The organism is Pseudomonas sp. WS 5410, assembly GCF_012985645.1.
Taxonomy (GTDB): Bacteria; Pseudomonadota; Gammaproteobacteria; order Pseudomonadales; family Pseudomonadaceae; genus Aquipseudomonas; species Aquipseudomonas shahriarae.
This window is the reverse complement of the sequence record NZ_JAAQWS010000022.1, coordinates 78730-90240: the sequence shown is the minus strand read 5'-3', so window position 1 is coordinate 90240 and position 11511 is coordinate 78730. Positions and strand designations below refer to the sequence as shown.

Sequence of the window (11511 nt, the reverse complement as noted above, 5' to 3'; positions counted from 1 at the left end):
TAACACCATTTTCGTCATAGACCTTGCCACCTCGGTTATTAATCACCTGCCTGGCCTGCCCACCGAATGCGCCATTAATCTCAAACGTCCCATCGAAGAACAGCTTCCAGCCACTGGTACCAGCGACGTAGTTGTTCGATTGGATATAGTTGCCGATCTTGGCATTGGTGATGGTGCCATCTTGGATAAACGCGGCTTTAATGAACGTCTGACCGTCCGTTACAGCAAACGGAATTGTGCCGCCCTGCCCAATGGCGAACATGTCCGCGTCGATAATGAACTTGGACTGTAAGCCGCCAGGGCCGTTTTCCAGGCCGAGTCCCACGCCAGCATATTTATATTCACCTGTAGCCGAGGTGTACTGCAGGCGTACCGACCAGCCTAACGAGACTTTGCCGTCGATTGTTTGGATAGCCTGGGTGTTTTGCGCAATCGAAGCATTGGCTCCGCTGAGATTGGTTTCTACGGTCGTAATTTGCTGACCCATTACCCCTTCAGCATTAACTCGCGCAATGGTCTCAGCAGCAATGGCAACCGCGTTACCGTTGACCTTTGCCTCAACCAAGTCAGTGCGCTTGCTTTGAGCGTAATCACCCTCGGCAATCGCAGACCATACGGACCACACGCCCGCGCTGACAGTGTTGTCGCCGGCGTTGGTGGTCGTGTCGCCTGCATAGGTTGGATTGACCTGAGCGTAAACCCCATCAACCTTTTCAGATGTTGCAACCAGCTTGCCATCCACCTCGGCGATATCCAGGGTGTTCTGGTGAACCTCGCCCGCAAGCGCATTGGCCTCTTCGAGAGCTGAACCGATGTCCTTCCACGGGGCTGCCGGAGGAGCGATCCCCACAGCTACCGGCCCTTCTGCCTGATAAATCCGCTGCCCTTGGCGGACCATATCGCCTTTAACGTAGGGTTTCTCAGGGTCGTATGCCAGAGCGTCGGCGAAGTCTTGAACAGCCTGATCGATCCTCGCGTTGACGGATCCGGGGCCACTACCGTCGATCAAGTCGATTCGGTCGTTGAGCTCTTTGCTGATCGCGCTCTCGTCAACTTTCCCTTTGATCTGCTCAAGAATCGGCCCGGCATCGGAGCTGGCCTGGCCCATCACGCCATTACCGATCGGATAGAACGGCCCCACGTTGCCGGTGCGATCCACCAAGCGCGCCCAGAAGAACAGGGTTGCACCCGCCAACAGCGATTGCATGCGGTAGTCAGCCTGCGGGTATGCCAGGTCGGCCAACTTGGTCGACGCCCCCAGGTCGTTCGCAGGGCCATACCAAATCTCGGTACGCTGGGTGTCTTCTGCACCTGGTGGGAAACCCCACTTGATGCTGATCCCGAACAGCTCGCTGGCTGTGGTCAGGAACGCCACTGCCGGCGGCAGGCCAACCTTGCCTTCCAGGTTGGTCAGGTTTGAGCTTTTCCAGATCGACGAGATTTCGAAGGCGCTCACCGAGCGCACGCGGGCGATGTACGCGCCCGAATAAATTCCGGTGATATCGACGCTGGTCGAACCGGTGCGCTGCACTTTGATCCAGTTGCCGCTGTCCTTGCGCCACTCCACGTCATACGCGACCGCGCCAGAAACGGCGGGCCAGGAGATGTTCATGGTGCTGATGGCAAGGCCCTGGTCGATCGCGACGTTTGACGTGATGTCGACGCTCGCTGGCGCCGGTACCACTGTTATCGGCACAACACTGATTGGGCGTTCTTCAAGTCGTGCGCCAGTGTCGATACTTGGAAACTTGCTCGGCTCGTACTGCAGCGCACTGATGTCGTAGTCTCCCTCTGGGGTACGGGCAGTCCTCATAACCCTATACAGAGGAATAGCCAGATCATCGGCGTCGATTGCCCACTGAAGCTGCGCGGCCGGCGCCTCGCTGTAGGCGACAGTTACAGTTACCTTGCGGCCGTTCACGCTTTCCACTGTGCGCCCTTCCGCCCGCCCGCCGGGAAGGTTAATCACCAGTCGGTCACCGGCCTTGGCCAGGGTATCGCGGTCCAAGGTGACGACCTTCCCCCCCGCGGCTGCAATGCGCCCGCCTATCTCCCGGCCCGCCAACAGCGAGTCGGCCACGGGGATAATGAACCCAGGCAGCGGGATACGGCCTTCCATGCCGGTCCTGAAGCTGATGGTGCGGTCCTGGTTGTTGCTCAGCACCAGCCACTTAGCGCGGCGCTGGGCCTCAGATGCTCGAGTGCAGCCGATGGCACTGATCTCCGTCGGCTTGTCGCCCAGGCGGCGCTGCAGCGGTAAATCGGAATAGACCGTGACATCGGTGTCGTAGTTGTTCAGCGGGTTGTCGTAGCTGACAAGGCAACGCGTAAAGCGAGTCTTCGCCGATGCGCTGCCATAGGAGATCTTGCCTTCGATGACATTCGACCGGGTGAAGACGTAGTCCATGTCCTGTGCCCGAGGCATGTCAGCCTGCATCACCAGTTGGCCCTGAGCCCAGTACGTCATGCCGCGATAAATACCGGCGATATCGCGCAGCAACGACCAAGCATCGGCCTTGCCCTGGAGGTTCATGTCACACAGAAAGCGCGGCTCAACGCCGTCGGCACCATTGGGCACCATCTGGTCGCAGTACTGCGCGATTCGGTAAAGCTCCCACTTGTCCACCATCCATGGCTTGATGCGGCGGCCCAGGCCAAAACGTTCCTGAGTGCAGATGCCGTAAGTGATCCAGGCCGGGTTGTTGGTCCAGGCCTCTTTCATGGTGCCGTCCCAGGCGCCAGAGTACGTGCGGGCCACGGGGTCGTAGTTGCTCGGCACCTGCCAGCGGCGGGCTTTGCACTTCACGGTCACGGCCGGGATATTGGTGAATTGCTCAGCGTCGAATTCAACGAACAGCAATGCAGTGTTCGGATAGCGCAGCTTTGCGTCGATAACCTGGGTGTAGCCGGCGATGAATAGGCTGTCCGCGACTTTGTCGGTGTTCTGAGAGTTTGGCGTGAGGCGGCGAACGCGGATCAGCCAGCCGCTGACAGCCGGTGGCAGATCAATGCGCAGGGACCGCTCGTAGCGGGTGGTGGTCTTGCCGTCCATGGCACCCAGCAGAACCTGCTGATATGCACCGCCATCGGTGGCCACGTCGACCGCATACTCGATACGGTAACCGTTGATGTTATTTTCGGCGTCCTGGCTAGCCAGTCGCGGCGTGGCCAGGCGGATACGTGCTGCCGACAGCTGCAAGTTGGTCAGCGACTGAACCCACGGCGTGCCGCTGCGCAGCTCAATGTTCAGCGACGTCTCGTTGTCGACAGACGGGATGCCTGGGATGTAGGTCTGTTCTACGGAGCCTGGCCGCCAGTCCCACTTCACATTGCTGAAGTTATAGTTTCCGCTGGCGTCCTGGATCGGGGTGTTATCGAGGAAAATGTCGCGCGCGGTGGGCACACCATCGAACTCACCCTCGCCCACCGCAATGAGGATCTTGGCCACGTTGGTGGAGCGCAGGCTATCGGGCGCCTCTACCGGCGCCTTTGGCTTGCTCTCGCCACCTTTGGCACCGTGAATATCCAGACTCTGTGCTGCGCCCATGCTTTCCTCCAGGCAATAAAAAACCGCCTCTTGGGCGGCCTGCTCGACATGTCGAGGTTATGTCTTGTCTTCGGCGTAGATCGATGCCGAGATAATCGCCCCGCCCCACCGGCGCTCGCCGATGCAGATAGGGACGGGGTTGCCGCTGGCCGTGGTGTTCTTTGCGCTGCCGAATGCATAGCTGGGCATGTTTTCCGGTGAGGCGCTCTGCTTGAGGCCTGATGCTTGCGGGCTCAGCATCTGAATAACACCACCAGCGGTCAATGCAATGCCAGGAGCCAGCGTGGCGCCGTTGGTGAAGGGGCTCAACACGATCAGAATGACGCCAAGGACCGTCTGCAAGAGTCCAGCGCGCTTGCTACCTTCAACTACCGGGACAATCCTTATTTCTTTCGCACCACCGCGGCCGAACTCATCCAGCCCAACGTTTTTCCGGTTGCGGAAAATGGCGAATCGCAACCCGAGCCGGTCAAGGTGCTTGATCTCATCTTCGAAGCCTTCAATTGTTACGTTAAGTGCGCGGAACACCTCCCAGGTATCACCAGATCCCACCTGGCGGCGGTGGATTCTGCCGAATTTTTGGGCCAGCGAGCCCGACAGCTTGATTACGGTCATCGGCGAATAAACGATGGCGCTCATCGGGCCTCCTTGTGTCGAAGAATTAAGCGGGTGCGCTGCAGCCATGGGCCGCCGTAGACGATCACCTCAGAGGGGCGCCCATATAAGTGATGCAGAACGAACGGGCCGGGGCCAAACACGCCCGAGTCTTCGCCGGGTAGCGATGCGTCAGCGCCGAGGTAAATTCCCGCATGATTCGGGTGTGCGGTGCGGCCAACTTCCATCACGATCATGTCGCCGCGCTGTGGGCTGTCGACTTGCTCAAAGCCAGCGGCGGCGTAGTTCGCTTCATACAGGCTGGGGCTGTCTGCACTCTCCCACCAGCCATCGGTGCGATTGAAGGCTTCGAACTCAAGGCCCCACTCACGCTGGTACCACTGGGCGCATACTGACCAACAGTCCCACACTCCATGTACAAACGGGCGCTTCAGCAGCGGCGTGTTGCCGCTCGGGGTGACAGTGCGCAGGTCGCCCTCGGGCCAACTTAAGATATGCCAGGGCAAGGCCGTGGCCTCGCACATGGCCAGGTCGCGCGATGACGGGCGGCTGGTGGCGTCCGGGTGAGAATGGACGATGCCGATCACCTGGCCCTGGTCTTCCGCCGCGGCGTAGTCCTCTGGATCAAGCCGAAACTCTTCGTTCGGCTCCGTGGCGATGTTCCGGCACGGGAAATACTTCTGCGCCCGGCCCACGGCCAGTACCAGCCCGCAGCACTCTTTCGGGTGCTCGGCCGCTGCATGCGACTGGATGGCCGCAATGATGTGTTTGCGCATTTTTCAGCTCCGGGCAATGAGTGACACAGCGGGAAATCCACCGAATGGGTAGGGGTTTCCCTCGCCGAAGCGGGGAATGCAGCAGCGGCCCAGCGTTCCGTCAGGTATGTCGTTCTCAGGGTTATCTGTCAGATTCCCATCCTTGTCCCGGTACGGCCCTGTGTAGCCGCAGTCGGGACCTCTGTACCCGCCGGTTAGCGCCCAGTGGCACAGGGTTGTCATCTGTCTACCGATAGTTTCTCCGCCCACATCGCCCGGGCTGGCCAAGTCCCAGCTGACCGTCTCGCCGTCCTCGTTGGTTTTCTGGTCGACATACCAGACCTCGATCGATTCCTGGGTGGGGTCCGCCGTGGGGTTGCCGCCTTCGAAGTTCACGGCGTCGAGAAACTCGGCCAGCGTATTGCGAATGGTCAGCTTGAACTCGAGCAGATCCTCGAAGGCCAGGCATAGAGCGGTGATCCGCCCATTGACGTTGCCAACCGATAGCTTTGGCCGTACTGCAGTGCCGTCGCCGTTCGCCTCGCTGCCCTCGTACTGCATTGGCCAGGCGCCATACTCTTCGCCCTTCCACCAGATCGACTTGGCCGGCAGCTGGTCAGCGTTGCTGCCGGCGGCCAGCAGTTCGGCAGGCGTATGCGGTATCGCATGGCCGTGGAAGCGCAGTACATCGGCGCCGTAATCGCTGCCATCCAGTTCAAACAGCAGGATTTCGTTCCCAGGCTCAAGGGTCTGGATAGCATTGATCAGCGACATGGATTGACCTTTACGGGTGGAAGGCGCGCTCAAATGTCGCCGTCACTTTGAATACGCCCCCACCCATAGGGGTCGGGGTTGGGTTCTTGCATGTGAATAAGCCCAACTCCCCCAGCGGTGTAGTCCAGAGAAAGGCCTTTGCGCCCTTGTGGCGGTCAAAGAAGGCCATCATGGCCTTTGCTGCCGAGGTGGTGCCGGTGTGGGTTATCGGGTATGCATCTTCTTTATTGTTTGGACCATCGCCGACAACTTGCTTATAGCCCCCGCCAAAGCGTGATTCCCTGGTCCTATATTCAAATGTCGGCGCCTCCCCGTGCTGGGTGTCCCAGGTGAAAGTTTCAATCGCCATGGTTACCTCCCATTGATCAGGCGCCAGATTGAGCCACCAGGCTGCAACCCCTTGGCAATTGCAGTTTCAGCCTCGGTTTTAGCCGCCTGCTGTATGCCCTTGCCCAGCTGAGTGGTGTCTTCCTGCGTTGCGTTTCCGCCGTCGCCTGCCGTTTGCACGGATACCGAGACGGGGAAGTTGTAGGTGTTGCCACCGCCTCCACCGCCACCGCCACCTCCGAGCGCGCGCACACCCAGCTCGCCACCGGCCGTCCTGGTCAGCGGCATGATTGCCTCCGGCCCGGCTTCAGCGAAGATGCCCGCTCCCTTGGCGAACGCGAACATCTGGGGTTTGTCGTGCACCTGGTTGCTGAAGCTGGACAAGCTCGGCGATTCGTACACGCCGCCCTTGGCGTTTGCCGTGATAGCACCACCAATGTCAGACCCGAAGCTGGTGGAGCCAGCAGCCGCTCCGCCACCGAAGTACGCGCCCAGCGCACTACCGGCCAGGCTCGACAGCAATCCGGACGCCGCCTGCCGAGTAGCGATCCGCGCCATATCGGCGATGATCGACTTGGTAAAGTCAGCAAACGAGAACTTACCGTTTGTGGCGAAGCTGGCCACCGCGTCTTCCATGGAACTGAAGGCGTTGGTGAACAGGCTGCGGGTTTGTCCTGCTACGTCGCGAGCCGAGTCCAGATAGTTGCTGAAGGCCGAAGTGGCCCCATTGCGCCAGTCACTTTGAGCCACGGACATCTGCTCATAGTTGCTGAGCGTGGTCTGAGTCAGGTCCCGCTCGCTGCGGTTGATCGCCTCAAGCTTTGACTGGTATTCCTCGGCGCTCATGTTGCGAGACGCGTCGGCCTTATCACGTGCCAGATCCAGGCGCTGCTGGTTGGCACGGTCTGAAATACCGTTCAGGTCGCCGTTGATGGCGTTCTGACGGTCTCCCTGGCCCACGCCTTGTGCCGCCCTGCTCCCTGCCCGCTGTAATGCAGCGTTCTGCTGGTCCAGCGCATCGGTGTATGACTTGATGGCCAGTTCCTGCTTCTTGAGCCGTCCCTGCTCATTGGTCGCGATCACCGCCAGCTCGCTGTCCGACTCCTGCTGAGCCTTGACCATATTGGCCCGGGCATCGGCAACCTTCTGGTCAAGCTGGATGCGCTGGGCTGCCGAAGTGCCGGCCTTGCCCTTCGCAGCCTCAAGCGCCAATATCTCGGCCTCATACGAGGACTTGACCTCTGACGCCTGCTGCTGGAGCAGTGCCACGCGCTGGGCCGTGTAGCTCTCCTGAGAGATGATCCCGGCTTTCTGCGCTGCCTCCAGTTCCTTATCGGCGCTCTTGTAGTAGCTGAGCACCGCATTGAGCTGATTCTTCGAGTCTTTGAACGAGGTGAGGTCGACCGGGCTACTCGAACCCTTCGGATCCTTGAACTTTTCGTTTACGTCCTTGATTTGCTGGGCAACATACTTCGGGTCTGCCCTCTTATCATCGGGGTTTGCCGCACGGATCTTCGCCGTGTCCTCGTTGATCTTTTTGATTTCCAGCGCGCGTTTTTCTGCGTTGGACATGGTCGCAAGATGACGAGCATCGGCCCGTTCTGTCGCCGCGATACCGTCGTCTTGAATCTTCTGCCGGTCACCGACGTACTTGTTCTGCCTCTTTTCTATCTCGATGTAGATTTCTTTTAGGCGTATGGATTCCTGAAGCTGCTCTCGCTCTTTGGTAACCGCCGCACTGCTCGAAACAATGCTGTTGCCGCCGGATTTCTTTTCCAGGTCCGCTAACTTGGCGCGCTCATCCGCGAGCTGATCAGCAAGGCCTTTTTCTCGACCAATCGACAGCGGCACATCAAGCGCAGCCTTGGCGGCGTCACGAATAGAGTTCCAGCCACGCTCAATCAAGCCAAGGTTTTGGGTTATCTGCCCCGCCCTGGTTGCAATCGTGCTGGCATAGGTATCAGTCAGCAGGTTTGCCGCGCCTACCGTGTCACCCTGTTCCTTGAGCGCTACGATCTGGGCGTACACAGACGCTGTCAGAAAGTGGTATTGGTCGTTCAGCTCTTTGGCTGCGGCGACCGGGTCCTTCGCGATTTTGGCAAACTCTGCGATGGTTTCATCAATAGATCGGCCCGTTGCGCGCTCCATTTGCAGAGCGGCTTCCGTGATTTGCTCGAAACTGCCGCTGGCAATCTTCCCATTACCCGCCAGTTTTGCGAGCACCTCGGCAGCGGCCCCGGTCGTGCCGATTGTAGAGCTGACCTGCTGGGCCATTACTGCCAGTTGCGAGGCACTCGTCCCGGCAGCGTTTCCAGTGAAAATAAGCGCTTTGTTGTACGAGTCAGCCTCTTCGCTCCCCTTGTAATAGGCTAGCCCTAGAGCGGCCACAGCCGCGGCCGCAAGCGTGAAAGGGTTTATCAGGCCCAGAACGTAACCGCCCAACGCCTTCGCCGCCGGCGCAATCCCGCCGAACATATCTTTTAGCTGGCCGCCCTGCTGTAGCAGAACCGTCAAAGGCGCCTGCCCACCCTGGAGAGAGACTGCAATGTCAGTGAACTGCGCAGGCACGCCGCGCAGCGCTGCCGCCGTCTGCTTCGCTGTGTTTCCGGTACGAGTAAGGCTGTCGTCGAATCTGCCTAGGTTCGCCCGCGACTGGTCGATCTTGCCCTGGTACTCGCTGAATGTTGAGGCGTCCAGCGCTCCAAGTTTTTTTTGTTTGGACAGCTTACTTTCCAGCTCGTCTAAGCGACCGAGAGCCTTAACAGTTGGGTCAATCTCCCCAAGAAGATCGGAAAGCTCGTCCCGCTGCTTTTTAATCGATGCGGAAGCCTTGTCCGTGCCTTTCGACACACGCTCAGCTGCTTTTTCTGCTCTGCCGCCAGCGGCAACAAGCTTGTCGAGGTCAGAACTCGCCTGTGCAGCATCCGTCGAATCGACCCTTATGCCGAGTTCTGCAATCGACGTCATACTTTTCTCCAGGCAATAAAAAACCCGCCGGCGCGGGTCATTTGTGATTTTCTGATCAGGTAGCGGGAATTTCGCTACCGCAGTGTTTGCACTTAACTGCCGCTACCAGCACCTCTTCGGCGCAATAAGGGCAGGCTTTGGTTTCGCGCAAATCCTTCGGTGGAAAAACAGGAGCGTACGCCGGCTCGGCTTTCGCCAAAACCTGCGGTTCTGGCCTTTTAAAGGCCCACACAATGGCCGCCACCCAGCCTAAGAGCGTCCACCCAAGAAATAGGTTAAGCAACGCAATTGAAGTTAGGTTCGGGTGTTTACGCAGCCACGCCTCGAAAGTTGGAAGCATGTACAGAGCAGGGATGAAAACCACACCACTGTAAACGACCAAGTGTCCGAAGGAGTTAAGTGGTCCACGCTCCATACCCATTGAGTAGCTGTAGAAGGCGAGAAACGCCAAAACGATGAGCCTTAAAAAGAACATTTGAATTCCCTTCCTGTAGATAGCGGCAATCTACCACCATCCTCGGGCCGCACCAAAGCAGACTGTACGAATCCCCAGTAACGCCCGACCATCGGCCGGTAGTAGCCTCCTGCCACACGCAAGGATTCCCCAGTCCTACGCCTGCAAGCCAAAGGGCTGGGATAGCGCCAATATCGGCGCGTTTATGACCTGGAGGTCAATATGTCTCAACAACCAGTAACCCAAATTGATGACGCCGTGATGCAGCTCACCAACGGCCTGCTCGCGCTTACGAACGTACTTGCTCAAGTGAACCCTGATTTGACAAAGGGTTACTTGGGAATGGCCATGCACGGTTCGGCTGAAGCTGGGTATGGCGACAGCATTCTTAAGGCAATTTGGGAAAAAGCATTCCCCGGGGCTCCGCTACCTATTGCTTTGTCTCCAGAAGATTTCGCTAAGAGATTTGGCGGCTAAAACTCTTAACGCTAATTGAAATGGCGGCACCTTTAGCAGCCAATGCGCTGATAAAGATGCTGCCATCAGGCGCAATAACCCACAAAGACCTGCCTTCCAAATCTTTGGCCTCACTGCAAATTTTCTTGATCATTCCACTCTCCTGCGGCCATGCCGCGTCATGTTGGTTGTCTACGTCCTGCTCTCGCTCATCACCAGCAGCGCCTCAGCTTCCATCATGCGAAGGTCGGGGAAAGCCTGTGCCAGATCGGCACGCTTGAGTCCGATCATGCTGGCCACCGGCTTGATCGCGTTGTAGTCCAGGCCCACGGCGCCACCCATACCCACACGCCACTGCGTGGACATCGCCTCGAACAGCAGAAAGGCTGGCCAGTTATCTGGCCAGACCTCGTACTCTTCATCGGGGATGTCGGCCTTGGTCATGCCGAACGCCGCCAGGTCAGACTCTGACGGGCCCTGCTCGTACAGGATGCGGGCGACGCCGGTCAGTTTCCCAGGCGGGCCGGCTGATAGGCGGCCTGATAGGCGGCCAGCACTGCCTGGGGCGCACCCACGCAGGTGGTGACCAGCGCAGTCATGGCCTCGTCGGACAGCTTCTCATCGAAGCCCCAGCCGCTGACGATGTCCTTGAGCTGTTCGACCTGCAGCGCGATTTCCGAAGCCGTGGCGTCCTGCCAGGACATGCCCTCGTCTTGCACCTTGGTGGCGTGCGCATCGCGCGCAGTGTTCCAGCGGTCGAACAGCGCCGAGAGCGCAATTCGATCCAGGTACTTGAACTCGAAGTCCACGGCCACAGCATCACCACCCACGCGGGGGATCTGCACCTTGGCCTTGAACGTTGGGTTTGGGGCGATCTTGATCTTGGCCATGGGTTACACCACCACGGCCGAGTAACGGGTTGGGCGACCGGCCAGCGACAGAGTGATGACGCGGGTCATCAGATTGTTACGGGACAGCGCCGGGGTAGACGTGATGGTCACGTAGGCGTTGTACAGGATGCTGTCGCCGTTCGGCAGGTTCAGGCGCAGTACACGGGTTACTTTGTCCTCGTCGGCCGCTTCCACCACCGCGACATAAGCCAAAGCCGGATCATCAGCAACGGTGACCGACATGCTGATCGGGTTCTTGGTGGTCGGGATCTGGCGGTCGTCATCGTCAGCCAGGAAGCCGAAGGTGAGGAACTGCTGGTCGCCGCCGCTGGTTGCCACGTCGGTGATCTGGGAAATCTCTGCGAAACCAGTAACTTCGCGCACAGAACCCGCGCCCGAGCCGGCCGGGTATGGCTGGAGGTTGGTGGTGTTGATGTTTTCCAGGGCGAAAGTTCCGGTCAGGCTGGCAGAAACACGCGCAGCGCGGTCGTTGAGTCGAGTCCAGCCGGAGGTCACGGCAATAATGTCGCCGTCAGCCAGGCCGTGCGCTGCGGCGGTCGCTACTGCAGGGTTGGCGTTGCTCAGCGCGGTCACCGGGATAGCAGTGCCATAGGTTGCAGCGATTTGCAGGGTCGCGCCGTTGGGGAGTCGAAAGCCCATGTGTATTTTCCTCTTTGCAGAAATGACAAAACCCGCTCAATGGCGGGTTCTGGGTTTGCCCAGCGG

Annotated in this window: 12 protein-coding genes; 1 reads left to right on the top strand and 11 read right to left on the bottom strand. The window is 59.1% G+C overall.

What is annotated here, in order from left to right:
- The 7 genes from HBO24_RS25205 to HBO24_RS25175 form a co-directional block, all read right to left on the bottom strand.
- Positions 1-3547 (bottom strand): phage tail protein (locus HBO24_RS25205; RefSeq protein WP_170060553.1); only part of this gene is annotated, 3547 nt, incomplete at its 3' end.
- A gap of 57 nt (positions 3548-3604) precedes the next feature.
- Positions 3605-4186 carry a tail assembly protein gene (locus HBO24_RS25200; RefSeq protein WP_170045046.1) on the bottom strand — a complete coding sequence of 194 codons (582 nt, stop codon included), beginning with the start codon at positions 4184-4186 and terminating at the stop codon, positions 3605-3607.
- Positions 4183-4938 carry a C40 family peptidase gene (locus HBO24_RS25195; protein WP_170060552.1) on the bottom strand — a complete coding sequence of 252 codons (756 nt, stop codon included), beginning with the start codon at positions 4936-4938 and terminating at the stop codon, positions 4183-4185. Before HBO24_RS25195 ends, HBO24_RS25200 begins: the two co-directional genes overlap by 4 nt.
- A 3-nt stretch (positions 4939-4941) precedes the next feature.
- Entirely contained in the window at positions 4942-5691 is a 750-nt protein-coding gene (locus HBO24_RS25190) for a phage minor tail protein L (protein WP_170060551.1), read from the bottom strand.
- A 10-nt stretch (positions 5692-5701) separates the two neighbouring features.
- Positions 5702-6040, bottom strand: coding sequence for a phage tail protein (locus HBO24_RS25185; protein WP_170045043.1), 339 nt, complete (start codon positions 6038-6040; stop codon positions 5702-5704).
- A gap of 2 nt (positions 6041-6042) precedes the next feature.
- Complete coding sequence (locus HBO24_RS25180) at positions 6043-8985, bottom strand: phage tail tape measure protein (RefSeq protein ID WP_170060550.1); 2943 nt, start codon at positions 8983-8985, stop codon at positions 6043-6045.
- A 55-nt stretch (positions 8986-9040) separates the two neighbouring features.
- Positions 9041-9460 (bottom strand): superinfection immunity protein, encoded by a 420-nt coding sequence (locus HBO24_RS25175; protein WP_262381558.1) that lies wholly within the window; start codon positions 9458-9460, stop codon positions 9041-9043.
- A gap of 201 nt (positions 9461-9661) precedes the next feature.
- Here HBO24_RS25175 and HBO24_RS25170 point away from each other — a divergent pair, with 201 nt between their 5' ends.
- Complete coding sequence (locus HBO24_RS25170) at positions 9662-9916, top strand: hypothetical protein (protein WP_170060549.1); 255 nt, start codon at positions 9662-9664, stop codon at positions 9914-9916.
- Here HBO24_RS25170 and HBO24_RS25165 read toward each other — a convergent pair.
- The 4 genes from HBO24_RS25165 to HBO24_RS25150 all read right to left on the bottom strand — a co-directional run bounded on the left by HBO24_RS25165 (position 9897) and on the right by HBO24_RS25150 (position 11445).
- Positions 9897-10049 (bottom strand): hypothetical protein, encoded by a 153-nt coding sequence (locus HBO24_RS25165; protein WP_170060548.1) that lies wholly within the window; start codon positions 10047-10049, stop codon positions 9897-9899. The genes HBO24_RS25170 and HBO24_RS25165 overlap by 20 nt on opposite strands.
- Before the next feature lie 38 nt (positions 10050-10087).
- Positions 10088-10339 carry a DUF1799 domain-containing protein gene (locus tag HBO24_RS25160; protein ID WP_170060547.1) on the bottom strand — a complete coding sequence of 84 codons (252 nt, stop codon included), beginning with the start codon at positions 10337-10339 and terminating at the stop codon, positions 10088-10090.
- Positions 10340-10401: 62 nt separating this feature from the next.
- Entirely contained in the window at positions 10402-10785 is a 384-nt protein-coding gene (locus HBO24_RS25155) for a phage tail assembly chaperone (protein WP_169956928.1), read from the bottom strand.
- A 3-nt stretch (positions 10786-10788) separates the two neighbouring features.
- The gene (locus HBO24_RS25150; protein WP_170060546.1) at positions 10789-11445 is read right to left on the bottom strand and encodes a phage tail protein; all 657 of its coding nucleotides are present in this window, start codon (positions 11443-11445) and stop codon (positions 10789-10791) included.
- Positions 11446-11511 lie beyond the last annotated feature (66 nt).

Coding starts and splice junctions, on each gene's coding strand:
- HBO24_RS25155 (WP_169956928.1), bottom strand. CDS start 10,785: ATGGCCAAGATCAAGATCGCCCCAAACCCAACGTTCAAGGCCAAGGTG.
- HBO24_RS25150 (WP_170060546.1), bottom strand. CDS start 11,445: ATGGGCTTTCGACTCCCCAACGGCGCGACCCTGCAAATCGCTGCAACC.
- HBO24_RS25190 (WP_170060551.1), bottom strand. CDS start 5,691: ATGTCGCTGATCAATGCTATCCAGACCCTTGAGCCTGGGAACGAAATC.
- HBO24_RS25200 (WP_170045046.1), bottom strand. CDS start 4,186: ATGAGCGCCATCGTTTATTCGCCGATGACCGTAATCAAGCTGTCGGGC.
- HBO24_RS25165 (WP_170060548.1), bottom strand. CDS start 10,049: ATGATCAAGAAAATTTGCAGTGAGGCCAAAGATTTGGAAGGCAGGTCT.
- HBO24_RS25170 (WP_170060549.1), top strand. CDS start 9,662: ATGTCTCAACAACCAGTAACCCAAATTGATGACGCCGTGATGCAGCTC.
- HBO24_RS25175 (WP_262381558.1), bottom strand. CDS start 9,460: ATGTTCTTTTTAAGGCTCATCGTTTTGGCGTTTCTCGCCTTCTACAGC.
- HBO24_RS25180 (WP_170060550.1), bottom strand. CDS start 8,985: ATGACGTCGATTGCAGAACTCGGCATAAGGGTCGATTCGACGGATGCT.
- HBO24_RS25160 (WP_170060547.1), bottom strand. CDS start 10,339: ATGACCAAGGCCGACATCCCCGATGAAGAGTACGAGGTCTGGCCAGAT.
- HBO24_RS25195 (WP_170060552.1), bottom strand. CDS start 4,938: ATGCGCAAACACATCATTGCGGCCATCCAGTCGCATGCAGCGGCCGAG.
- HBO24_RS25185 (WP_170045043.1), bottom strand. CDS start 6,040: ATGGCGATTGAAACTTTCACCTGGGACACCCAGCACGGGGAGGCGCCG.